The organism is Streptomyces sp. NPDC029956 (assembly GCF_055574655.1).
In genome coordinates this window covers 82,408-108,077 of record NZ_JBVHZJ010000023.1, presented here as the reverse complement: position 1 = coordinate 108,077, position 25,670 = coordinate 82,408, and the positions used below count along the sequence as shown (strand labels likewise).

Sequence of the window (25,670 nt, the reverse complement as noted above, 5' to 3'; positions counted from 1 at the left end):
CGGTTCTGCGGAATCCTCGACAGGACCCCGGGCGCGCCCTGGACCTGCTCCTCGACCCCCTGATCGACGGCAAGCGGACCGGCATCGGGCGGGTCCGCGGTCCCCATGCCCCGAGCCCTGCCCCGGCCTCCTTGCGGCAGCCCGGGTACGCGTTCACGGCAGCCTGGAGACAGGCGCGATGCACCGCTATATCCCTGTGGACGAACAGGTGTTGACGGACAGTCAGGGCAGATCATACACACGGATGATTGGGGGCACGTCGGTAGAACTCGGCGTGGACATGGAGGCTGATTCCGGGCAGCGGACGGCTCTTGACGGTGCATTCACGTTGTGCGAATCTCTCGACAGGTCTGGACCAATGGTCTTCATCGGGCGGGGCCGGAGATACCAGACGCCTCGGGGCATCCTGGAATGTCCGGCGGTCCTGACCGCGCACGGCCGTCGACCGGTCCCCGGGGGGTGGACCTACGTCGCACGGCGGCCGGCGCCGTCACCGAACCCGGCTGCCACAGACCGCCGTCGGCGTCTGCGGCACCGACGTGCGGTTGCCCGTGCCCCACGCCGCGTCCGCACCTTCCCCCGCGCTGCTCCTCCACTCTGCTCCGACGTCCTAAGTGAGCCGCCGATGTCCGAAGTCCTCTCCCTGACCGACCGCATTCCGGCCTCCCCGGCTCAGCAGGGGGTCTGGCTGACCGATCGGCTGGGACTGGCCCGCGAGGCGTTCCACATGCCCCTGCGGATCTCCTTCGACCGGGTCGACACAGCGGCGCTGGTCCGCGCCGTGGCCGCCGTGACCAGCCGCCATCCGGCCCTTGCCGCCCGCCTGGTGGAGCACGACGGCCAGGTCTGGCAGGAGCCCGCGGCACAGCGGCCCGAACTGGTACGGCTCGAAGCACCCGCGGACGAGGCCGACCTGGAGAAACGGCTGGAGGCGGAGGCCGCTCGTCCCTTCGCCCTGGAGACCGGCCCGCTCAGCCGCTTCACCCTGCACCGCCGCGCCGACGGCAGCGCCGAGCTGCTGGTCACCGCCCACCACTCGGTCTTCGACGGCAACTCCAAGGACGTCCTGGCCCGGGACCTCGCGGCCGCGTACGGCTCGGCGCCCCTGCCCGCGGCGACCGCACCGCCGGCCGCACCGGCGGCGGAACCGGACACCGTACGGCGGGCTGCCGAGTGGTACGGACCGAGGTGGGCCACCGCCACCGAACCGGTACTGCCCGGCGGGCCCCGCACCCCGACCGCCGCCGGGGCCGGGTCCGGCGAGGCGGTCGCATGGCGCCTCGCCGGCGTCGAGGCCGGCGAGCTGGCCGCCGCGGCCGCGCTCTGCGGCACCACGGTCTTCGAGTTCCTGCTCGCGGCCCTGCACGGGCTGCTGCGCCGGTACGGCGGAGAAGCGGTGCCGGTGTCCGTCCCGATCTCCACCCGGACGCCGGAACTCCGCGACGAAGTAGGCATGTTCGTCAACGAGCTGCCCGTCCACGCACCCTCGTCCGACGCGACGCGGACCTTCACCGACTTCGCCGCCGCCGTCAGAGCCGAGCTGCGGGCCGGATACCCGTACCGCAGGGTGCCCTTCGGTGCCGCCGTCGCCGGTCTCGGCCCTCGCGTCGGGCTGACCGCGGTCTCGCTCGGCTACCGCCGGCGCGGCCCGGATCCGGAGTTCGCCGGCACCCGTGCCCGGGTCTCCTGGGCCGTGTACAACCGCACCGCCCGCAACACCCTCCACCTCCAGATCGTCGAAGCCCCCGACACCCCCGACACCCCGGACGGCGGCCTCGACTTCAGCCTCCAGTACGACGCCGCCTCGCTCGCCCCGGACGCCGCCCGCCGGATCGCCGGCCACTACCGCACCCTCCTCACCGGCGCGGTCGCCTCGCCCGGCACCCCACTCCTCGACCTGCCGCTCCTGGACACCGCCGAGCTCCGGGCCGTCACCACCGCGCCGAACGCCACCGACCGGCCCTACCCCGCCGACCGGACCGTGCTCGACCTGGTCCGCGCCCAGGCCTCCGCCACTCCCGACGGGATCGCGGTCAGCGCCTCGGGCCGCCACCTCAGCTACCGCGAACTGCTCATCCGTACGAACCACCTGGCCGCTGCTCTGCGCACCGGGGGCGTTCGGCCCGGCGACCTGGTCGCCCTCCACCTGGACCGCACCGCCGACCTGCCCGCCGCGCTGCTCGCCACGCTCGCCACCGGCGCGGCGTACCTGCCCCTGGATCCCGGCTATCCGGCCGAACGCCTCGCCCTCGTCCTGCGCGACTCCGGAGCCGTTCTGCTGCTCGCCGACCGCGAGCCCGCGCCCGCGGTCGCCGATGCCGCCCCGGCGGTCCTGCGGCTCCCCGCGCCGCCCGCCCAGCCCGCGCCGCCCGCCCAGGACCCGGGCGAGATCCACGCCGAGGCCCAGGCCGAGACCGAAGCCGACGCCGCCCCCGGCACCGCCCCCGGTCCGGACGACGTGGCGTACGTCCTCTACACCTCCGGTTCCACGGGCCGCCCCAAGGGCGTCGCCGTCGGCCACCGGGCGTTGGTCAACCTGCTCACCTCCTTCGCCGACCGGCTCGGCTCCGGCCCCCGGCACGCCTGGCTCGGCCTGACGTCGCTCTCGTTCGACATCTCCGCACTGGAGCTCTACCTGCCGCTGATCACCGGTGGCCGCCTGGTCCTGGCCCCGGACGGCCTCGCCGTGGACGGCCCCGGACTGCTCGCGCTGATCGGCGGCGAGGGCGTCACCCACGTCCAGGCCACCCCGTCCGGATGGCGGGTCATGCTCACGGCGGCGACCGGCGACGACGCCCTCGGCACCGTCACCGGCCTGGCCGGCGGCGAGGCGCTTCCGCTGCCGCTCGCCCGCGACCTGCGGACGCGGACCGCCCGGCTGTTCAATGTGTACGGGCCCACCGAGACCACCGTCTGGTCGACCTGCGCCGAGCTCCCCGCCGTACCCGAACGGGTCAGGATCGGCCGCCCGATCGCCAACACCCGGGTCTACGTCGTCGACGAGCAGCTGCGTCCCACGCCGCTCGGCATCCCCGGCGAGCTCCTGATCGGCGGGGACGGCGTCGCGCACGGCTACCTCGGCCGCCCCGAACTCACCGCCGCGCGCTTCGTGCCGAACCCGTTCGGCCCGGTCGGCACCCGGCTCTACCGCACCGGCGACCAGGCCGTGTGGACCCCCGAAGGGGAGCTCGACTTCCTCGGCCGGCTCGACGACCAGGTCAAGATCCGCGGCCACCGGATCGAACTCGGCGAGATCGAGTCCGCCCTCCTGGAGCACCCGGCCGTCGCCCAGGCCGCCGTCGCCGTCCGCGCCGAGGAGGACGGCGAGCCCTTCCTGGCCGGTTACCTGGTCCCGGCCGCCGACGCCCGGCCGCCCGCCCCCGCCGCACTGCGCGACCACCTGACGCGTACCCTGCCCGCCGCGATGGCGCCGCAGCGCTGGCTCGTCATGGACCGCCTGCCGCTCACCCCGAACGGCAAGCTGGACCGGCGAGCTCTGCCGGTGCCACCGCGCGAGGCTCCGGTGCCACCGGCCACCGCCATCGACACCGGCACCGGCACCGGCACCGGCGACGAGACGACCGCGACGGTCTGCCGGATCTGGGCCGAGGTGCTGAACCTGCCCGATGTCGGCCCGGAGGACGACCTGTTCGACCTCGGGGGCCATTCGCTGACGGTGGTTCGGATCGCCGCGCGGATCCGTGACGCGCTCGGCGTGGACGTCGACTTCGACGTCTTCTTCGACGCCCCGACCCCGTCCGGCATCGCCGCCGCAGTCCGCGAGCGCCAGTAGGCCCCCGCCCGTCACGCCGCGCGCGGGCCGCTGGGCCCGACGCCCCGGCGCACCCCACCCGGCAGGCACTCCGGGCAGCGGCCCCTCCGCCGTGCCCGGTCCCGTCGCGCCCTCGTCCTCCGACTCCCCCGCCGAACGCCCGAACAGGAACCCGATGACGGATACCCAGGACCTGCCCACCGGCTGGTCCGCAGCCAAGCGTGCCCTGCTCAGCCAGCGGCTGCGCGGCGCCGCAGCCCCCGCCCGGGTGGTGGACCCCCGCCCGGCGGACACCGCACCGCCGCTCTCCAGCGGCCAGGAACGGCTCTGGTTCATGGACCAGTTCGCCCCTGGTTCGACGGCCTACACGCTGGCACCGGCCCGCCGGTTCCGGGGGCCCTTCGACCTCGCCGCCCTGGATGCCGCGCTGACGGACCTGGTGGCCCGGCACGAGAGCCTGCGGATGACGTTCCGCACCACCGAGGCCGGCACGGCCGAGGTGGAGATCGCCGAACCCGCCCCGTTCCTCGCCCAGTACCTGGACGCCGGCACGGACCCGGACCCCGACGCGCGTGCCGCGGCCGCACTCGGCGCGCTGATCGCGGAACCCTTCGACCTCACGGCCGGCCCGCTGATACGCGCCCTGGTGGTCCGCATCGCCGAGGACGACCACGTCCTCGCGCTGGTGATGCACCACATCATCAGCGACGGCTGGTCGATCGACCTCCTCAACCGCGAGCTCGACCTCCGTTACGCCCACCACGCCCACGGCACCCCGGGTGAACTGGCGCCCCTGGAGGTCCAGTTCGGCGACTACGCGGCCTGGCAGCGGGACCGCCTGGAGAACGGACAGCTCGCCGCCTCGCGGGCGTACTGGCGCGGCGAGCTCGACGGCGTACCGGCCCTGGAGCTGCCCTCCGACCGGCCCCGACCGCCCCTGCTCACCTTCGACGGGGCCGCGACCGAGTTCCGCTGGAGCCCCGAGCTCGCCCTCCGGATCGGCGAAGTCGCGCGGGCCCACGGCGCCTCCCCGTACATGGTGCTGATGGCCGCGTTCCAGGTCCTGCTCGCCCGGCACACCGGTCAGCGCGACTTCGCCGTCGGCTCGGCCGTCGCCGGCCGTCTCCACCGCGAACTCGAGAACGTGGTCGGGGCGTTCGTCAACATGCTGCCCATCCGCGCCCGGCTCTCCGCCGACCTCGCGTTCGGCCGGCTGATCAGCCGGGTCCGCGAGACCACGCTCGACGCGTACGCGCACCAGGAGGTGCCGTTCGAGCAGATGGTCAACGATCTCTCGGTGGAACGCGACGTCAGCCGGGCCGCCGTCTTCCAGACCACCTTCGCCTTCCAGAACTACGGCGACCGGACCGCCGTCCCCGCCGGAGGTCCCGCGGGCCTGGACTCCGAGGGCTTCGGCTACGAGGCCACCACCACCCACGCCGACCTCGCGCTCTACATGCGCGAGGAGTCGGACGGCGGCCTCTACGGTCTGTTCACCTACCGCACCGACCTCTTCGACGCCGGCACCGTCGAGCGCATCGCCGAGCGGTTCGAGCTGCTGACCGCGGCCGGCGTCGCCGACCCCACGCTGTCCGTCGAGCTGCTCCCGATGCTCGGCCCGGCCGAGCGGACCGCCGTGCTGGAGACCTGGGCCGTGGGTCCCGGGCTGCCGGACGGCGGTCCCGCCACGCTCACCCGGGCGCTGGCCCGGGCGGCGGCCCGGACGCCCGACGCGCCGGCGCTGGTCTTCGAGGACCGCACGCTGAGCCACGGCGAGCTCGACCGCCGCGCCGACGCCATGGCCCGGCGCCTCCGGACGCTGGGCGTGGGCGCGGACGACCGGGTGGCCGTCTGCCTGGAGCAGTCCCCCGAGCTGGCGGTCGCCCTGGTCGCCGTGCTCAAGGCCGGCGGCGGCTACCTGCCGCTCGACCCCGAACAGCCGCCCGCACGGCTCGCCCACCTGGTCGCCGACGCCGGAGCCAAGGTCCTGATCACCGACACCGTGCTGCGGCCCCGGTTCGGCGACCACCCGGCGGTCGACCTGCTGACCGACGACGGCACCGATGCGCCGGAGGGGGACGGGGCGCCCCTGGAGGAGGTCTCCGGCGCCGATCACCTCGCGTACGTGATCTACACCTCGGGCTCCACCGGCACGCCCAAGGGCGTCGCGGTACAGCACCGCCAGTTCCTCCACTACCTCGTGGGCGCGGGCGAGCGGCTGCGGATCGAGCCCGGGGCCTCCTACGGGCTCCTGCAGTCCCTCTCCTTCGACTTCAGCATGACCATGCTCTACCTGGCGCTCACGACGGGCGGCCGGGTGCACCTGCTGCCGCGCCGGATCGCGGGCGTGGAACTGGCGGCGGAGATCGAGCGGGCCGGCATCGACTACCTGAAGATGACGCCCTCCCACCTGGCCGCGCTGACCGCCGACGCACCGCTCGAACGGCTGTTGCCGCGCCGTGCGCTGGTCCTCGGCGGCGAGGCCAGCAGTCATTCCTGGGCGTCGGGCATCGCCGCGCTGGGCCGGTGCGCGGTGTTCAACCACTACGGGCCGACCGAGGCGACGGTGGGTATCACCGTCCACGAGGTCACCGCAGACGGCGTGGACGCGCCGGGCAACACCCCGATCGGCAGCCCACTGGCCGGCGGTCGCTGCTACGTCCTCGACGAGGCCGGCCATCCCGTTCCGCCGGGTGTCACCGGTGAGTTGTACCTGGGCGGGGACCGACTGGCGCGCGGCTACCTCGGGCGGCCGGACCTGACGACCGAGCGGTTCCTGCCCGATCCGTACGCCGGTCCCGCCGGCACGGAACCCTCCGGGACCGGACGGGCGGGCACGCGAGCGCCCGGAACCGGCCCGATGGACGCGGGACCGTCCGGGGCCGATCCGTCCGGCACCGACCGGGCCGCGCCGGAGACGTGCGGCCCGCGGATGTACCGTACCGGCGACCTGGCGCGCTGGCGGAGCGACGGGACACTGGAGTACCTCGGCCGTGGCGACGACCAGATCAAGGTCCGCGGCTACCGGGTCGAGCCCGGCGAGATCGAGGCCGCGCTGACCGCCCTGCCCGGCATCACCCAGGCGGTGGTCCTGGCCCGCGGCGAGGGCGTCAGACAGAACCTCGTCGCCTACCTGGAACGCCCCGCGGGCGGCGAACCGCCGACCGCCGCCGCACTCCGTGCCACCCTGGGCGAGGTCCTGCCGGACTACATGGTCCCGGCCCGCTACGTGGTCCTTGAGCGGCTGCCGCTGCTCGCCCACGGCAAGGTCGACCGGAAGGCGCTGCCCGCGCCCGCGGACGGCCCGCCCGTCGGCACCCAGGTCGACCCCGAGGGCGAGACCGAGGAGGTGATCGCCGCCCTGTGGGCGGACCTGCTGGACGTCCCCCGGGTCGGCGCGCTGGACGACTTCTTCGAACTCGGCGGCCACTCCCTGCTCGCCACTCAGGTGGTCGCCCGCATGCGGCGGGCCTTCCCCGATCTGGTGACCCCGGTCGGGGTCATGGACCTCTTCACGCACCCGACCGTCCGCCGGCTGGCCGAACTCGTGGCGACGCCCGAGGGCGACCGCGGCCCGCGGCGGCTGCTGCACCTGCTCACCCCCGAACGCCGCACGGTGGCCGCCACGGTGGTCTGCGCCCCCTACGGAGGCGGCAGCGCACTGATCTACAAGCCGCTCGCCGACGCCATGCCGGCCGACTGGGCCCTGCACTCCATCGCCGTCCCCGGCCACGAGCTGGGCGAGGAGGCGATGGACATCGACGAGGTCGCCCGGCTCTGCGCCGAGGAGATCGTCGCGAACGTCGCCGGGCCGCTGGTGCTCTACGGGCACTGCGGGGTCGGCGTCCGGCTGACCGTGGAGATCGCCCGCAGGGTGGAGGCCGCCGGCCGGGAGATCGACGCCGTCCACCTCGGAGGGATCTTCCCGTTCGCCCGTCCGAAGGGCCGCGGTGCCGCGCTGGCCGAGCGTTTCGCCGAGCTGTCCGCTCGCCTCCGCAGCGACCAGGGCATGATCAACGCCCTGGCCGCGGCGGGTCTGGACGTGGACGAGGTGGACGAGGAACAGCTGCGGCTCATCGTGCGCAACCGCCGCGTCGGCACCAAGGGCGCCGAGCGCTACTTCGGCGAGCTGTACGAGAGCGAGGGCGGCACCCTCACGGCCCCGGTGATCGCCGTCTGCGGCGACCGGGATCCGGCGACCGAGTTCTACCAGGAGCGGTTCCGCGAGTGGCACCGGATCACCGGGACCGCCGCCGTGGTGGTCCTGGACGAAGCAGGGCACTTCTACCTCAAGTACCGTGCCGAGGAGCTGGCCGACATCCTGACGGGGGTGCACCGCTCGATCGCCGCGGGCGAGGAGGCGCGCCACGCACGCACCGCCGACGCCACCTGGTGGCTGGCCGGCCTGTCCCGCGACGTCGCCGGGACGGACCCGGACCGCGGCCCGGACCCCGGACTGCCGGTGACGTCGGAGCGGTCCGGGGCGCCGGAGAGGTCAGGTACCCCCGAGGGGTCCCGCGAGGCCCGCGGGCGCCGTCCCGTCCGTCCGACCATGGGCCGCTTCCTGACCATCGCCACCGGGCAGCAGCTCTCGATGATCGGCTCGGCCCTCACCGAGTTCGCCCTGCCGATCTGGATCTACCTGCAGTCCGGCTCGCTGTTCCACCTGGGCCTGCTCGCCGCGTTCGGCCTGGTGCCGGGCATCGTGCTCGCCCCGTTGGCCGGCGCCGTCGTCGACCGCGGTGACCGCCGCCGGGTGATGCTCTGGGGCGACATCGCGGCCGGCCTGACCCAGGCGGTCCTGCTCGTGCTGTACCTCAGCGACTCACTCGCGATATGGCACGCCTACGTGATGATCTCGCTGCTCTCCGCCGCGCTCGCCTTCCAGCGCGTCGCCTGGGGCTCGGCGGTCCCGCAGCTGGTGCCCAAGCGCTTCCTCGGGCGCGCCAACGGTGTGGTCCAGATGGCCCTCGGCCTGGCCCAGTTCCTCGTTCCGCTGATCGCGGTCGGCATCCTGAACGTGATCGGCCTGGGCGGCATCCTGGTCTTCGACGTCGTCAGCTACCTGCTCGCCACCGGCGTCACCCTGGCGGTGCGATTCCCCGACGCGATGGCCGCCACCCGCCGCGAGAGCGTCGGCGCCGAGATCCGGGCGGGCTTCCGACGGGCGCTCGGAAGCCGCTACTTCAGGGCCATGCTGTTCTGGTTCGCGGTGCTGAACATCTTCCTCTCCCCACTCTTCCTGCTGGTCACCCCACTGGTGCTCTCCTTCTCCACGACCGCGGCGGCGGGCTGGGTGTCCACCGCGGCCGGCCTGGGCGCCGTCCTCGGCGGCCTCACACTGCTGGTCTGGGGAGGCCCGCGCCGGATGCGTCTGCGCGGGGTCCTGTTCGCCACTCTCGGCCTCGCCGCCGCCTGTGTCGTGACCGGACTGCGGCCCTCGGTGGCGCTGGTCGCCGTCGGCGCGTTCGGCATGACCTACGGCCTCGCGCTGCTCAACGGCATCTACGCGACGGTCGTCCAGACCAAGGTGCCGATGCGCTTCCACGGCCGGGTGATCGCGGTGAACACCATGGTCGCCTGGTCCACCCTGCCGATCGGCTTCGCCCTGGTCGCTCCGGCGGGCCCGGAGCTGCTCCAGCCCCTGATGGACGAGGGCGGTGCGCTGGCCTCCAGCGTCGGCGCGCTGATCGGCACCGGCGACGGGCGCGGCATAGGCCTGCTCTACCTGGTGTTCGGCCTCGCCATGGCCGCACTGGTCCTGATCAGTTTCTGCATTCCCGTCCTGGCCCGCTTCGACCGGGAGGTCCCGGACGCCGAGTCCGACGACCTGATCGGCCTGGAGACCCTGCAGGCCCGCGCGAAGAGCGCCGGTCCGGAGACCCCGCGGGCCCGCGCGAAGAGCGAGAGGAACGCATGACCTCCCCGACCCCGATCACCCGCCATCCGCTGACCGATGAGCAGCGCCGTCTCTGGTTCCTCCAGCAACTGAACCCGGGCGACGCCGGGTTCAACATGTACCTGAACCGGCGCTGGAGCGGCCCGATCGACCCACGGGCGCTGAGCGCGGCGCTCACCCGCCTCACCGCTCGACACGAGGTGCTGCGCACCCGGTTCGCCATGGACGGCGAACAGCCCGTCCAGCTCGTGGAGCCCGTACGGGACGTCGAGCTCGTTCGGGTCACGACGGCGGACGCCGCGGAGGAGTCCTTCACCGCCGCCTGCGCCCCCTTCGTCAACACGCCCTTCGACCTGGGTGAGCGCCCGCCGCTGCGGGCCGTCCTGGTCAGCGCGGGCGAGCACGAGCACGCCCTGGGCGTCGTGGTCCACCACATCGTCTCCGACGGCTGGTCGTTCACCGTGCTGTGGCGTGAACTGCTTGCGCTGTACCGCGAGGAGATCGGCGAGGAACCGGCCGATCTGCCCGAGCTCAAGACCCGGTTCGGGGACTTCGCGCTCTCCGAACGGAAGAGGCTGGACGGCGGTGCCGCAGAGGAGGCGTTCCGGTACTGGAGCGGCCGACTGACCGGCGTCGGCGCCCTGCGGATGCCGCTGGACCGCCCGAGGCCCGCGGAGCCGACCCATCCGGCCGGCTTCGCCGAGCTCGCCCTCGGGCCCGACCTCGTCGCCGGGGTCGACGCCCTGGCCCGCGAGCAGCGCTGCACCCCGTTCATGGTGCTGCTCGCCGCCTACCAGTGCGTACTGGCCCGCTGGAGCGGCAGCCACGACTTCGCCGTCGGCACCCCGCTGGCCGGACGCAACGAGACCGCCCACGAAGCCCTGCTCGGCTACTTCTCGCGCACCGGGGTGATCCGCGCGGATCTGACCGGAGAGCCGGACTTCCGCACCGTGCTGCGCAGGGTGCGCTCCGCCACGATGGCCGCGCTCACCCATCAGGACGTGCCGGTCGAGCGGGTGGCCGCCGAACTGGGGATGCCCGTGGTGCCCGGAGTCGGCCCGCTGTTCCAGGCGGTGTTCGTCCACCAGAGTCAGTACGAGCCGGCCGGTGCCGACGAGCGGACCGGACTGCCCGCGGGTGTCCGGACGGCGAGCATGGACTCCGGATTCGACCGGGCCAAGACCGATCTGCTGCTGGACAGCTGGCGTACCCCGGGCGGCGGGATGACGCTCTCGTTCTGCTTCGACCGGGAGCTCTTCGAGCGCGCCACGGTCGAGGCCCTGGCGCGCCGGGTCCGCGAGCTGCTCTCCCGGGTCGTCGTGGACGTCGACGTCCCGCTGCACGGCGACTGGCTGCTGTCCGGTGAGGAGCGGGCCGCGCTGCTCGCCCTCGGCTCCGGGCCCGCCGTCGCCGAGGAGGCCCGCCCGATCCTGCGCGGCTTCGCCGAGCAGGTCGCCGCCCGTCCCGGCGCTCCCGCTCTCGAATGTGCGGGAAGCGTCCTCACGTACGCCGAACTCGACCGCGCCTCGGATGAGTTGGCGCGCCGGCTGGGTCCGGTGGCCGGCCGTGCGGTGGGCGTCCGGATCGCCCCCTCCTTCGAACTGGTCACCGCCCTGCTGGCGATCTGGAAGGCCGGCGCCGGCTACCTGCCGCTCGACCCCACACTCCCGGTCGAGCGGCAGCGGCTGATGCTCGGCGAGGCGGACGCAGCCCTGCTGCTCACCGGAGACGGGCGTCCGGAGCCGGGCGGCTCGGAGCCGGCGACCTCGGAACCGGGTGTCCCGGTACTGGCCCTCGGCGATCCGGACACCGGGCACGGGCGGGCGGGAGCCACCGCGCACGGACAAGCAGGAGTCACCGAGCACCTGCGGGCGGGAGCCGTGGGCGTCGGGTCGGGGGGTACGGAGTCCGCAGAGGCCACGACGCCGCCGGGGCCGGAACCGGGCGGCCTCGCGTACGTCCTCTACACCTCGGGCTCCACCGGTGTCCCCAAGGGCGTCGCCGTCGAGCACGCGGCGCTGGCCGAGCGCGTCCGGTGGATGGCCGGACCGGAGGGCTACCACCTCCGGCCGGGCGACCGGATCGTCCAGTTCGCCTCCATCGGCTTCGACACCCACGCCGAGGAGATCTGGCCCGCCCTGACCGCGGGCGCCTGCGTCGTCCTGCTGCCCGGCGGCGGGCGCACCCTGCCCGACCTGCTGCGCGGCGAGGCCGGACGGTCCGTCACCGTACTCGACCTGCCCACCGCGTACTGGCAGGAACTGGTCTCGCTCGGAGACCGGACCCCCTGGCCGCCGGCCCTGCGCCTGGTGATCCTCGGCGGCTCCGAGGCACGCGCCGTCACCCTCGCCCAGTGGCGGGAGCGGCACGGTGACACCGTACGGCTGGTCAACACCTACGGTCCGACCGAGGCCACCGTCATCGTCACCGCCGGCGAGCTCGGCGGCCGCCCCGTCAGCGGGCCCGCCGCCGAGGAGCGCCCGCCGCTCGGCCGTCCGCTGCCAGGAGTGCGGCTCTACGTCCTGGACGAGCGCGGCGGTCTGCTGCCCGCCGGATCCGAGGGTGAGCTGTACACCGGCGGCCACGGCCTCGCGCGTGGCTACCTGGCCCGGCCCGAGCTGACGTCGGAGGCGTTCGTTCCCGATCCGTTCGCCGACGCCCCGAACAGCCGGATGTACCGCACCGGCGACCGCGCCCGGTGGCGCACCGACGGGCAGCTGGAGTTCCTCGGCCGCGCCGACGACCAGGTGAAGATCCGCGGCTACCGGATCGAGCCCGCCGAGATCGAGGCCGCCCTCTCCGCCCACCCGGCTGTCGGCCGTGCGGTCGTGGTGGTCCGCGACGGCCGCAGACTGATCGCCTACGCCGTCCCCCGACCGGCCGCCGTCCCGCAGGGAACCACCGGGCAGCGGTCCGCGGCCGCCCCTCCGGAGGCGGGCGAACTGCGCGAGCACCTGGCGCTGCTGCTGCCGGCCTTCATGGTCCCGGACGCCGTCGTCCTGCTCGACACCCTCCCGCTCACGGCCAACGGCAAGCTCGACACGGCGGCCCTGCCCGACCCGGAGCCGGCGGCCGCGGCCGACGGGTACCTGGCGCCCCGCACCGAGGCCGAGGCCCTGGTGGTCGAGCTCTGGCAGGAGGTGCTCGGCGTACCGAAGGTCGGCGTGCTGGACGACTTCCTCGCCCTCGGCGGGGACTCGCTCCTGGTCACCCGGGTCGCCGCCCGCATCCGGGCCGACGTCGGTCTCGACCTGTCGATCCGCGACGTCTTCGAGAGCCCCACCCCGGCGGCCCTGGCGGCCCGGGTCGAGGCCCTGCTGATCGCCGAGATCGACGCCCTCAGCGAGGAGGAGGCCGCCGACCGGCTGGACTGACCCCGCGGTCGGATCCCGCTACGGCACTCGTCGTGCCGTGGAGTCCCGGCAGCCGTGCCCGGACTCCACGGCCGCTCCCCCGCGCGGTCCGGCCGGCCGTCGAGATCCGACCGCGCCGCCGGCCGCCTGCGCATCGGCACAGACCCGTATCCCGCGCCGTCGATCCGACGGACGCACAGCAGCGCCGCCGCACACCCGGGTCGAACCCGCCCGTCCCGCCATCCGCCCCGACCTCACCGGAGTACGCCATCGCCACCACCGAGCCGCCCGCCGCGACGACCGTCCCGGAGCTCCTCGACGCGCGGGCCACCGAACATCCCGACCACACGGCGCTGCAGGTCGTCGGCGGCGGGGAACTCAGCTACCGCCGTTGGCGCGAGGAGGCGCTGCGCGCCGCCGTCGGACTGGCCGCCGCGGGAGTCGCACCCCACGACAGGGTGGTGCTGCGGTTCTCCGACGCGCGCTGGGAGCGGTACGCCGTCGGCTTCCTCGCCGTCCAGTACGCGGGCGGGGTGCCCGTCCCGGTCCGTGCGGACCTGTCCGCGACGGATGCCGCCGCCCTGGCCGCGTCGGCCGAAGCGGGCACGGTCCTGACGGACGGTGGGCTGCCCGCCGTACCGGGACTGGTGGAGGTGCGACTGGACGCCCTGCTGGCGGCGCATCCCGAGCCGCCGGCCGAGCCGCCGTTCCTGGTCGGCCCGGCCGACCCGGCGCAGGTGATCGGCACCTCCGGCACCACCGGTGCGCCCAAGGGCGTCGTCGCCGCGCACGGAAACCTGACCGCCGGGCCGGCCGCGCATTCCCGCCGCCGCGCCTACGCCCACTCGCGGCACGCCCTGCACGCCTTCCCGATCGGGACGAACGCGGGGCAGGTGATGCTGCTCACCGCTCTGACCGCCGCACCGACCCTCGTCAGCCTGCCGCGCTTCGACGCGGAGCAGTTCGGCATCGCGGTCGAGAAGTTCGGGGTCGGCACCGCCTTCCTGGTCCCCTCCATGGTGATCGAGCTGCTCAACGCGGACACCGCCGGGCGGTACGACCTGAGGAGTCTGCTCCTGGTCAACTCCTCCGCCGCCGCGCTTCCCGTGGCGGTGGCGGCCGCCCTGGCCGCAGCGCTGCCGGACGCGACTCTGGTCAACACCTACACCTCCGCCGAGGCCTCGCCCGCGCAGATCTCCACCGTGGTCGACCCGCGCCGCCCCGGCTCCCTGGGCCGCCCGGCGGACGCCCGTGACCTCCGGATCCTGGACGCGGACGGGCTGCCGCTGCCCGCCGGGCAGGTCGGCGAGGTCTGGCTGCGGCAGCCCGGACCGCCCCGCCGCTATCTGGGCGCCGCCGGGCGGAGCGCCCAGGTGTTCCGCGACGGCTGGGTACGGATGGGCGATGTGGGACGCATCGACCAGGACGGGTACCTGTACCTGGTCGACCGGGAGAGCGACGTCATCAAGAGCGGCGCCCTGAAGGTCTCGACGCTGCGCATCGAGGAGGTGCTGCACGAGCACCCCGCGGTCGCCGACGCCGCAGCGCTGGGTCTGCCGCACCCCGTGATGGGCGCCGTCCCGGTGGCGGTGGTGGTGGCCGGACCCGGCGGTCTGGACCTGGACGAGCTGCGGCTGTTCCTGAGCACCCGGCTGAGCCGGTCCGAGCTGCCGGTGCGGATCCTGCTCGCGGACGACCTGCCCAGGAACCCGAGCGGCAAGGTGGTCAAACAGCGGCTCCGCCCGCTGTTCGACGTGCCCGCGGAGCCCGCCGGTCCCGCGGTCGCCCCGGCCACCCCGACGGAACTGCGGTTGGCCGCGCTCTGGCGGCGGCTGCTCGGCCGACCGGTCACCGACGTGGCCGCCGAGTTCTTCGCGCTCGGGGGCGACTCGTTCCGGGCGGTCCAGCTCGCCACCGGCATCAGCGCGGAGTTCGGGATACGGGCAGGTACCGCCGTGGTCTTCGAGCGGCCCTCGCTGCGGGCCCAGGCGGCGTGGGTGGACCACCCCGACCGGCTGCCGGCCACGGCCGGCGAGGCGTCGGTCGGGGCGGAGACCGTGACGCCGTACCTGGCCGCCCTCCGTGCGCAGCCGCATGCCGTGGCGCTCACCTCGCAGCAGGAGAACTTCTTCCGGTGGATGTCGGAGGCTCCCGGGCGGGACGCCGGCGCGGTGACGGCGCTGTTCCGGGTGACCGACCGGCTCGAACCGACGACCCTGGGCCGGGCGCTCACCGAGGTGGTCCGGCGCCATCCGGCGTTGCGCACCCGGTTCGAGTCGGTGGCGGGCGGGGTGGTGCGGGCGGTGGTCGACGAGGAGCCCCGGGTGCGGATCTCTCTGACGGAGGCCCCGGGGGCCACGGACGCGGAGGTGGACGCCCTGCTGCTGGCCGAGCGCGACCGCCTCACCGATCTGGCCCGCGACCCGATGACACGCCTGCTGGTGGTCAGCCGCTCGGAGACCGACCACGTGGTGCTGGTCGCGATGCACCACATGGTGTCCGACGGTTGGTCGGTCGGCGTGCTCCTCGCCGACCTCGGCGTCTGCTATTCCGCGCTGCGGCGGGGCCGGTCGGCACCGCCTGCCCGCTCCGGTCCGGGCTACCGGGAGTTGGTGGACTGGGCGAACGCGCACTGGCCGGTCTCCCGGGCCCACTTCGGGGCCGCGCTGGCCGGGGCTCCGGAGGCCGTCGAGCGGTTCGCCGGCCGCCGGTCCGTGGACGAAGTTCTGACCACGGCGCATGAGTTCGAGGTGCCGGCGTCCTCGGCCCAGGCTCTGCGGGCCCGGGCGGCCGAGCTGGGCGCCACGCCGTTCCTCGCCGTCGCCGCGGCCTGGACCGGACTGCTGGCGAGCCGCAGCGGCCATCCCGACCTGGTCGTGATGACCCCGGTGCCCGGCCGCCCCCGCCCCGACGCCGAGCGGACGGTGGGCTGCTTCGTCCAGTCGCTGCTGCTGCGGGTGGACGCGAGCGGGGGACCCGGTTTCGCCGAGATGGTGGACCGGCTGCGGAGGGTCCACAGCGAGGCACTGGACCACCAGCTCCATCCTTTCGCCGAGTTCAGTCCGTCGGCGCCGTTCGCGGCCTGGCTCCGCTACGAGGCATGGGCGGCGCCCGCGCAGCTGCCGGGCCTCGCCTGCGCGCCCTGGGAGCTGCCGCGCGGCAGCACCGTGCCCTGGCCGCTGCCGGGCGGCGACCGGGGCGTGCCCGAACTGACCGTGGTGGAGCAGCCGGACGGCGGTCTGCGGTGCTGGCTGCAGTACAACGCGCTGGCCTTCGACCTTCCCGTGATCACCGAACTCGCCGAGGAGTTCGTCGCGGCGCTGGCCACCGCCTGCCAGTGACCTGCCGCCCCGACACCACCGCGCCCCCGCGGCTCCCCCGCGAGGGACCGGGCTGTGCTGTCAGTCCGCTGAAGTAGGCTTCCCGCCACCGCACACCGACTCGGAGGAACCAGAGAATTGACCGGCCTGTCTGCCTTCCCGCTGCCCTTCCACGCGTCCCGTTCCCTCTCGTTCGCGACACCCCGGACGCTGCGGGAACTCGAGATCATGGAATGCAGCTCCCACATTCGGGCGAAGCCGGAGTGGTACCACAAGAGGAACGACGCCGAGATCGTCGCCAGGTGGACGAAGGAGGCGATCGACCAGGGCCTCACCGAGGCGCAGGTGCGCTACGTGCTGGCCGAGCTCGCGCACTACGCAGCGCTGCGGGACCCCAGGACCGGGGCCGAGGTGTCCGCCGTCGACGGGGTCTGGCAGTCGGACACGCTGATCGACGACAAGCTCAGGGCCCGGCTGCGCGAGGCGGTTCGGGTTCTGGAGGAGGTCCCCGAAGCGGACAGGGACTGGCATCCCGGATCCGACGGTCAGGTCCTGGACCTGGTGCATCCCTCGCTGTTCTGCCTGGTGAAGGATGTGAGCGGGGACCACGAGCGGGCCTGGCGCAACCCGACGAACCAGTACTCGAAGTACGAGTTCTCGGAGAGGTTCCAGTGGCTGCCCACGGACGTCGACGTCGATGACGACGGCGAGGTCGCCTTCCGTTCGTACGTCAACAACGTCCACCCCGAGGCCCATCACGAACTGGCCTCCGTCCTGCCGGACCTGTTCGCCCGCATGCGTCCGCTGCTGGAGAACGTGCTCACCGATCTGCGCCATCCGCGACCCCTGCGGATCGAGACCGATCCGTGGGGATGGTACGGCTCGAAGCCGCAGCGTCCGGACAAGTCCTCCTACAGCGACGACGCGGCCCACACGGAGGCCCTCCACGCGTGGGAGAGTGCGCTGGACGACTGGTGGGAGAACCGCAGCCCGATCGTCCCGGACGCCCCGGCCTTCACCGCGCCCGAGGTACCGGACGCATCGGCCCGGGTCGATCTGCGGGGCCGTGGTCTCCAGGTGATCGTCAAGCTCGCCACCATTCACCTCACCCCGGAGAAGCCCGAGTACACCGGCGGTTCGTGGCATGTCGAGGGGATGATGAACGAGCGGATCGTCTCGACAGGCATCTACTACTGGGACAGCGAGAACATCACCGAGAGCCGGCTGAGCTTCCGGGCGGCACTCGACGACCCGGAATACGAGCAGAACGACGACGACGGTCTGCGGGACGTGTACGGACTGGAGGACGAGGACGCGCTGAACCAGATGCTCGGTTCGGCCTCGACCCCGGCGGGCCGCTGCCTGGCGTTCCCGAACATCCTGCAGCACCGCGTCGGCTCGTTCCGCCTGGCGGATCCCACGCGGGCGGGACACCGCAAGATTCTCGCGTTCTTCCTGGTCGACCCGTCGGAGAGGATCGTCTCGACGTCGGACGTACCGCCGCAGCAGCCGTGGGCCGACACCTCGACCATGACGCTCGACCTGGCCGAGGACTTCCGCGAACAGCTCATGCGGGAACGCAAGTTCTTCGTCGACGAACACAACGAGCAGCTCTACGAGCGGGAGTTCTCGCTCTGCGAGCACTGAACCCGGCGGACGTCGCACAGCCGGGTCCTGTGTCACATCGCCGTCGTCGCCCGAAGGCGGGAGTGTGACGACAGGGCCTGGGGTGAGCGTGTGCTGCTCCTGCTCCTGCTCCTGGTCCAGGCGGTCGCCGCGGCCGTCACTCTGGAACTCGTGACCCGCGGCCGCCTCGTCCGGGCCGCGCCCGAGCCCTCGGGCGACCGGCCGACTTCCTCGTCGTCCGCTCGCGGGCGGGCATGGCCTCGGCTTCGCGTTCCGGGACGACGTACGGGTCGCCGCTGACGTCGAGGGCGACCGCGTGCGGCGTACCGCCGGACTTCCGGCCGCTTCCCCGGGTCATCCGTTCGTACGACAGCGCGGGCACACCCGGGGGAAGCCGCGCAGAGTGGGTCACGACGCCGAGACGGGGAGGTGGCGATGCCCGCTCATACGATCCGCTGCTGCTCGCGGGACCGGGCGACCGGACCCGGTCGTGTCTGAGCCGCCGATGACCACGGTGGGCGCGGGGCACGCGGCCGAACGTGTCGTCCGTCCGCGGCGGGCGCTGCGCGCCGGCATCACGCACGCGGTGGCCGTCGGCGTGGCGGTGGCGCTCGGCATCCTGCTCCCGGCGATCGACGGCGGCTCCCGGGTCGCCGGGGACCGCGTCGTGGCCGTGCTGAACGTGCTCGGTGTGGGTGTCCTCAGCGTCACCGCTCTGATCTTCTCGTTGATGTTCCTCGTCGTGCAGTGGGCCGCGGGCAACTTCAGCCATCGCCTCGCCCTGTTCCGCTCCGACCCGCTGGTGTGGCGGGTGTTCGCCTTCGTCATCGGCGTGCTGGTCTACTCCGTCACCGCGGTCCTGGCCATCGGATCACGTGACACGGTGTCCGTGGCCGTGCCGATCGCCGCCCTGGTCATGGCCGCCGTCGCGTTCGTGCTCGTCCGTCGCCTCCAGCTCGTCGCGCTGCGCTCGATCCAGCTCTCCCACGTCCTCGACGAGCTGCGCGACCGTGGCCTGCACGTACTCGACGTCTACTGTCCGCCGGGCGGCGGTGTGGCCGGCGCCCGGGACTCCCCACCGGCGGCGGTGCCACTGCCCGGGTCCGTCACCGCGTCGGTCCTCTGGCGGGGTGCGTCCGTGCTGGTCGAGCAGTTCGACCTGGGGCCCCTGGTGGCCGCGGCGCAACGAGGGGGCGCGGCCGTCGTCCTGCGGGTGAAGGTGGGAGACGTCCTCTACGACGGTGACGCGGTGGCCGACGTCCACCACGGCACGGTCCCGGAGGCCGAGGTCCTGAAGGCGGTCGTCGCCGGTTCCGAGCGCACCTTCCACCAGGACCCCGCGCTCGCCTTCCGGCTGCTCTCCGACATCGGTCTGCGCGCGCTGTCCTCGGCGATCAACGACCCCGCCACCGCCGTACAGGCCCTGGACGCCGTCGAGGACCTGCTCCGCCGTGCCGCCGCCGGACCGATCGGGCAGGGGACCCGTGCGATCGCCGACGCGTCCGGCACCCTGCGAGTGGTCCTGCCCGTGCCCGGGTGGGACGGTCTCCTCCGGATCGGTCTGGACGACATCCTGGTCATCGCACCCGCCATGCCGATGGTGCTCGCGCGCTGTCGGAAGCTCCTGACCGGCGTACTCTCGGTCGCCCCCGCCCCTCTCCGTCCCCCGCTGCAGGAGCGACTGGCGTGGACGGAACGACAGCTCACGACCCGTCCGCCCTTCATGCGGGACGACGCCGGATAGGTCGGCACAGGCGGGCGACACATCCGGCCGCCGCCGTCGGAGGCTGTGAGCGGCAGCCGTCCGGGCCGACGCGCGCCTGTGGCGAGCGCCGGCCGTCCGGTTCAGACGCCGGAGGGGACCTCGGCCTTCTCGGTGGACCCCGACCGCTCGCCGTCCTGCGCCGCCAGCCTGCGGTTGCGTCGTACGGAGGACCAGAAGGACCAGGCGATCAGGATGACGCCGATGAGACCGGTGACGACCTCGGGGATCTGGTAGCGGATGGAGACCATGAGGATCAGGGCCAGCGCGCCGATCGCGTAGTGCGCGCCGTGCTCCAGGTAGACGTAGTCGTCGAGGGTGCCCTGGCGGACCAGGTAGACCGTCAGCGAACGGACGTACATGGCGCCGATGCCGAGGCCCAGCGACATCAGGACGATGTCGTTGGTGATGGCGAAGGCGGCGATGACGCCGTCGAAGGAGAAGGACGCGTCCAGGACCTCCAGGTAGAGGAACATGAAGAACGCGGCCTTGCCGGCCATCACGACCGCCGGGACGTTCCTGCCGCTCCTCCTGGCCTCCTCCTCGGCCTCGTGCTCGCGCTCCTCCTCCTCTTCGAGCTTGTTCTCGAAGAAGCCGGAGAGACCGCCGACGACGAGGTAGGTGATGAGGCCGAAGACGCCGGAGAGCAGAACGGTCGACGCCTTGTCGACGTGCGTGCCGCCGTGCTGGTGGGCCTGGGTCGCGAAGGTCATGGCGCTGATCGCCAGGACGACCAGGGCGATGCAGACCGACAGCATGTCGATCTTGCCGAGCTTGGCCAGCGGGCGCTCCAGCCAGCCGAGCCACTTGATGTCACGGTCCTCGAAGATGAACTCGAGGAAGATCATCAGCAGGAACATCCCGCCGAAGGCCGCGATCGACGGGTGGGCGTCGGTGACGAGCTGCTCGTAGCGCTCGGCGTCGTTGATCGCGAGATCGACGGCCTCGATGGGGCCGACCTTGGCACTGATCGCCACGATCACGACGGGGAAGACCAGCCGCATGCCGAAGACGGCGATGAGCACACCGATGGTGAGGAAGATCTTCTGCCAGAAGGCATTCATCTTCTTCAGGATCCCGGCGTTGACCACGGCGTTGTCGAAGGACACCGAGATCTCGAGGATGGACAGGATCGCCACGATCCCGAAGGCCGCCCATCCCCCGTACAACACCGCCACGACGAGGCCGAGCGCTGTCACCGCGAACGACCAGCCGAACGTCTTCAGAAGCACTGGCTACCCCATCGTCTTGTGCGGGGCTCCCCCCGCGAGCCGCACCTGGCTTTACCAAACGCTGACCGAGTCTAGAGCCAATCACGGGAGTTCCGGCGCTTACCGGCCAACGGCCCGTAGCCCTGCCCCCGGCCCACCGGCCAATGCCCCTCCCGCGCGGCACACTTGATGCACTTCGGGGCCCGCGGGCTGCTGCGAGTTGACGCCTCAGGGTCAACTACGGAGGTGCGAGGCCCCGTTGAGGTCGAGGATCGTCCCGGACGACCATTCCGCGGCGGGGGAGGCGAGCCACAGGACGGCCGCCGCGATCTCCCCGGGCTCGGCCACCCGGCCGAACGGGCTCTGGGCACGGATCGCCGCCCCCTCGGCACCCTCCAGGCGGGACGAGACCCGCTCCGTGGAGAAGAATCCGGGCGCGACGGAGGCGACGGCGATCCCGTACGGGGCCAGGGAGACCGCGAGCGACTGGCCGAGCGCGTGCACGGCGGCCTTGGTGGCACCGTAGGCGGGGTGGTCGGGCTCGCCGCGGAAGGCGCCGCGGGAGCCGATGTTCACGATGCGGCCGCCCGAACCCTGGTCGATCATCCGCCGGGCCGCCAGATGGCTCAGATGCGCGGTGGCGAGCAGGTTCACGGACACGTGTTGCTGCCAGACCGCCACCCACTCCTCGTACGGCGTCTCGGGGAGGGGGTGGCGGACGTTCACCGCCGCGTTGTTGACCAGGACGTCGATCCCGCCGAGGGCCTCGGCCGCCGCGTCGACCACGGCCACCGCCCCCGCCGGATCCGCGAGGTCGCCCCCGACGAGGGCGTGGCCCGTTCCGTCGAGGGACTCCAGGGTGACGCGGGCCTCCTCGGCCCGCGAGCCGAAGTGGACGGCTACCCGGTCGCCGTTGGCCGCGAACGCCTGGGCGACCGCCCGGCCGAGCCCCCGGGAGGCACCGCTGACGAGGACACGACGGCCGGAAGCGGGCAGTTTCATGACGTGCCTTTCGAACGGGGACGCACCACTGATCATTCTCCACGGCGGCACCACGGCCCCGGACGGCGGCACCGCGGCCGGCTCCGAACGGCCGGCCACGGCCCGTGGCTCAGACGACCGTCAGGACGATCTTGCCCGTGGTGCGGCCCTGTTCGCCGATCGCGTGGGCCTTCGCCGCCTCGGCGAGGGGTACGACGACGTCGACCACCGGTCGCAGCTTCCCCTGCTCCACCAGGGCCGCGATCTCGCGCAGGCCGAGGTGGTCGGGCTCCACCAGGACCCAGGCGGCCCGTACGCCGTCCTGCGCGGCGGGGACGTCGTCCGGGCCTGGCAGAGTGATCAGCCGGCCCCCGTCACGGAGCACCTTCAGGGAGCGTTCGGCCGTCTCTCCGCCGATGCCGTCCAGGACGACGTCCACGTCGGACACGGCGTCCTCGAAACGGGTCTCGCGGTAGTCGACCATCTCGTCCGCGCCCAGGTCACGCACCAGGTCGTGCTTGCCCGCGCTCGCCGTGCCGATGACGTACGCCCCGCGGGCCTTGGCGATCTGCACGGCGAGGTGCCCCACTCCCCCGGCCGCCGCGTGCACCAGCACCCGCTCCCCGGGGCGGACGTCCGCCGCGTCGACGAGGGCCTGCCAGGCGGTGAGGGCCGCCAGCGGAAGCGCCGCGGCCTCCACATGGGTCAGGGAGGCGGGCTTGGGTGCGAGGTGACGGGCCGGGGCCACCACGTATTCGGCGTATCCGCCGGCCTGCCGGGGGAAGAGCGGCATGCCGAAGACCTCGTCGCCGGGTCGGAAGATCCCGACACCGGGGCCGACGGCCTCCACCGTGCCGGACACGTCCCACCCGACGGCGGGGACGGCTCCCCACTCGATGAGCGCCCCGCCGGCCCGGGTCTTCCAGTCCACGGGGTTCACTCCGGCCGCGTGGACCCGCACCAGGACCTCGCCCAGGCCGGGCTCGGGGCGCTCCGTCTCACGCTCGACCAGGTTCTCGGGTCCGCCCCACTGCTCCACGACCACCGCACGCATGCTGTCCGCCTCGTTTCCGTCTCGATCGGTGTGCCGCCGGAGGGTTCCGGCGGCGATGCGTCCACGATGCGGTACCCCGGTCTCGGACGGTGTTGGCCGTTTGGCCAGCATGTGACAGGATCTGGCCATGAGGAAGACAGCCGGAACGACGAACGCGGACACGCGGGACGTGGCGTCGGCCCCACCGCACCGGGTCGCCGTCCTCGCCCTGCCCGGGGTGCCTCCGTTCGAGCTCGGCATCCCCTCCCGGGTCTTCGGCAGCGCGGAGGACGCCGACGGGCGTCCCTTGTACGAGGTCACGATCTGTACGGCCGACGGTGCCCCGGTACTCAGCGACGCCGGGTTCACCGTGCAGCCCGCGGCCGGTCCCGAGGCCCTCGTCGCCGCCGACACCGTGGTCGTCCCGCCCACGCACGCCATGCCCGAGCTCGGCCGTGGCGGCCCGCTGCCGCCCGAGGTCGCCGCGGCGATCGGCGGCATCCGGCCCGGCACCCGGCTGGTGTCCATCTGCACCGGGTCGTACGTGCTCGCCGCCGCCGGGCTCCTCGACGGCCGGCCGGCCACCACGCACTGGAACCTGGCCCCGGAGTTCCGTCGGGCCTACCCGCGGGTGAAGGTGGACGAGGACGTGCTCTTCGTCGACGACGGCGATGTGCTCACGTCCGCGGGCGTGGCCGCCGGGGTCGATCTTTGCCTGCACATGATCCGCCGCGACCACGGTGCCGCGGTCGCCAACCGCGCCGCCCGCATGTGTGTGGTGCCGCCCTGGCGGGACGGCGGACAGGCCCAGTTCATCGACCGGCCCGTGCCGGAGCCCACCCTGGCCAGCACCACCGCCACCCGCGCCTGGGCCCTGGAGCACCTCGCCGAGCCCCTCACCCTGACACAGCTCGCCGAGCACGCCCGGATGAGCCTGCGCTCCTTCACACGGCGGTTCCGCGACGAGGTCGGGGCGACCCCGGTGCAGTGGCTCACGGCACAACGTCTGGAACTGGCCAGACAGCTGCTCGAGACGACCGATCTTCCGATCGACCTCGTCGCCCACCGCGCCGGCCTCGGCTCCGGGAACTCCCTGCGCACGCACATGCGGACGGCCTTCGGTGTCTCCCCCGCCGCCTACCGCCGCGCGTTCGGCACCGGCACCCCGCAGGGACGCGGACAGGAGACGGAACCGTCCGTGTGACCGGTCCCCGGTGGCGACCGCCGGTTCCTGGGTGGACACCGCCGGTCCACGAGCGGACACCGCCCCAGGAGGGACGCCGTCGGCGTGCTGTCACGGGACGGCGCGGCATCCGCCTTACGCTGCAACGCCGGGACGAACCCGCCGGGACCGAGCCTCCCCGAAAGCGCGGATGTCTTGCTTGCCGTCACCGTCATCGCGGGCATTCTGTTCACCTGGTGCGTCCTGTCGCGCCGGCTCGCGCTGTGGAGCATCACCGCACCCATCGCCATGATGGTGGCGGGCATCGCCCTCACCAGCGGCTCGGACCCGCCGCTCGTCTTCGACTTCGGTGACCTGGCCGGCTTCGAGCACGCGGTGGAGGTCGTCCTCGCCCTGCTGCTCTTCGTCGACGCGACCGAGGTGCCGGCCGGCGCCATCCGACGGGAGAGGAACGTCGTCGCCCGGCTCCTGGGCGTCGCGTTGCCGCTGACCCTGGGCGCCGCCTTCCTGGCCGCGCTCGCCTTCTTCCCCGACCGCCCCGGATGGGTCCTGGCGACCCTGGCGACGGTCGTCGTCCCGCTCGACCTGGCGCCCGCCTCGGCCCTCGTACGGGACGAGCGCATCCCGGCGCGCCTGCGCGAGGTGCTCAACGTCGAGGGCGGACTCAGCGACGGGATCGTCTCACCGGTGTTCCTGGTCTGCGTCGCGGCCGCCGCCGAGTACCGCACGGTCGGCGACGACTACGCCGAGGCCCTCCTCGACGCGGTCGGAGCGGCTGGCTGGGCCGTCGGGGCCGGGTCGCTCGTCGGCTACGTGGCCGGATGGCTGCTGCGCCGGTCCTGGGCGAGGGGCTGGACGCTGCCCGCCGCGGCGAGACTCGCGGTGCTGAGCGTGCCCATCGCCGCGTACTCCCTGTCCGTCTTCCTGGACGGCAACGGCTTCGTGGCCTCGTTCGTCGCCGGCGTCTGCGTCGCCCCGGCGCTGCGCCACCTTCCCGAGGGGACCGTGAAGATGACGGACGACCTGGTCACGCTGTCGACGCTGGCCCTGTGGTTCCTCTTCGGCCAGTTGGTCAACGACGAGTTCTGGGACGGGTTCCACCTCTCCGTCGTCCTCTACGCCGTCCTCGCCTGCACCCTGGTCCGCGTGGTCCCCGTGATGCTCGCGCTGATCGGCACGGATCTGTCCCTGTCCCACAGGGCGTTCCTGGGATGGATGGGGCCCAGAGGAGTGGCCTCGGTCGTCTTCGGGCTCCTCGCCGCGATCGAACTGCGTGATTCCGGCGCCGGTGACTTCATCTCCCGGGTGATGGTGATCACCGTCATGGTCAGCATCGTGCTGCACGGCCTGAGCGCCGAGCCCCTCGGCCGCCGCTACGCCCGGGGGCGGCGCACCTCGCCGGAACCCCGGGTCCGCGGCTGAGGGGGTGGGGGGGGGGGGGGGGGGGGGGGGGGGGGGGGGGGGGGGGAGGCGGGGGGGGGAGGGGGGGGGGGGGGGGGGAGGGGTTTGGTTGGGGCGAAACCAACAAAC

The 25,670-nt window shown here is 73.4% G+C and carries 11 protein-coding genes; 8 read left to right on the top strand and 3 right to left on the bottom strand.

The features are described 5' to 3' along the window. Positions 1 to 625: 625 nt before the first annotated feature. The 6 genes from ACZ4XX_RS20115 to ACZ4XX_RS20090 all read left to right on the top strand — a co-directional run bounded on the left by ACZ4XX_RS20115 (position 626) and on the right by ACZ4XX_RS20090 (position 19,714). Positions 626 to 3,793 (top strand): non-ribosomal peptide synthetase, encoded by a 3,168-nt coding sequence (locus ACZ4XX_RS20115; RefSeq protein WP_468509207.1) that lies wholly within the window; start codon positions 626 to 628, stop codon positions 3,791 to 3,793. Positions 3,794 to 3,947: 154 nt separating this feature from the next. Continuing rightward, positions 3,948 to 9,692 carry an amino acid adenylation domain-containing protein gene (locus tag ACZ4XX_RS20110; protein ID WP_468509206.1) on the top strand — a complete coding sequence of 1,915 codons (5,745 nt, stop codon included), beginning with the start codon at positions 3,948 to 3,950 and terminating at the stop codon, positions 9,690 to 9,692. Then, a complete protein-coding gene (locus ACZ4XX_RS20105; RefSeq protein WP_468509205.1) occupies positions 9,689 to 13,045 on the top strand; it encodes an amino acid adenylation domain-containing protein in 3,357 nt (1,118 codons plus the stop codon). The genes ACZ4XX_RS20110 and ACZ4XX_RS20105 overlap by 4 nt, the downstream gene beginning before the upstream one ends. Before the next feature lie 32 nt (positions 13,046 to 13,077). Beyond that, positions 13,078 to 16,365 carry a class I adenylate-forming enzyme family protein gene (locus ACZ4XX_RS20100; protein WP_468509204.1) on the top strand — a complete coding sequence of 1,096 codons (3,288 nt, stop codon included), beginning with the start codon at positions 13,078 to 13,080 and terminating at the stop codon, positions 16,363 to 16,365. 117 nt (positions 16,366 to 16,482) lie between these two features. Continuing rightward, entirely contained in the window at positions 16,483 to 17,991 is a 1,509-nt protein-coding gene (locus ACZ4XX_RS20095; RefSeq protein WP_468509203.1) for a DUF4246 domain-containing protein, read from the top strand. Positions 17,992 to 18,460: 469 nt separating this feature from the next. Beyond that, positions 18,461 to 19,714, top strand: a complete 1,254-nt coding sequence (locus tag ACZ4XX_RS20090; protein WP_468509202.1) for a DUF2254 family protein — start codon at positions 18,461 to 18,463, stop codon at positions 19,712 to 19,714. A 101-nt stretch (positions 19,715 to 19,815) separates the two neighbouring features. Here the strand turns inward: ACZ4XX_RS20090 and ACZ4XX_RS20085 are convergent, their stop codons facing one another. The 3 genes from ACZ4XX_RS20085 to ACZ4XX_RS20075 form a co-directional block, all read right to left on the bottom strand. Beyond that, on the bottom strand, positions 19,816 to 20,964 hold the full coding sequence (locus ACZ4XX_RS20085; RefSeq protein ID WP_468509201.1) for a DUF475 domain-containing protein: 1,149 nt from the start codon (positions 20,962 to 20,964) through the stop codon (positions 19,816 to 19,818). 213 nt (positions 20,965 to 21,177) lie between these two features. Further along, positions 21,178 to 21,945, bottom strand: a complete 768-nt coding sequence (locus ACZ4XX_RS20080; RefSeq protein ID WP_468509200.1) for an SDR family NAD(P)-dependent oxidoreductase — start codon at positions 21,943 to 21,945, stop codon at positions 21,178 to 21,180. 109 nt (positions 21,946 to 22,054) lie between these two features. Then, on the bottom strand, positions 22,055 to 22,978 hold the full coding sequence (locus ACZ4XX_RS20075; RefSeq protein WP_468509199.1) for an NADP-dependent oxidoreductase: 924 nt from the start codon (positions 22,976 to 22,978) through the stop codon (positions 22,055 to 22,057). 127 nt (positions 22,979 to 23,105) lie between these two features. Here ACZ4XX_RS20075 and ACZ4XX_RS20070 point away from each other — a divergent pair, with 127 nt between their 5' ends. Then, positions 23,106 to 24,161 carry a GlxA family transcriptional regulator gene (locus ACZ4XX_RS20070; protein ID WP_468509198.1) on the top strand — a complete coding sequence of 352 codons (1,056 nt, stop codon included), beginning with the start codon at positions 23,106 to 23,108 and terminating at the stop codon, positions 24,159 to 24,161. 174 nt (positions 24,162 to 24,335) lie between these two features. Further along, positions 24,336 to 25,562 carry a cation:proton antiporter domain-containing protein gene (locus ACZ4XX_RS20065; protein WP_468509197.1) on the top strand — a complete coding sequence of 409 codons (1,227 nt, stop codon included), beginning with the start codon at positions 24,336 to 24,338 and terminating at the stop codon, positions 25,560 to 25,562. Positions 25,563 to 25,670: the final 108 nt, after the last annotated feature.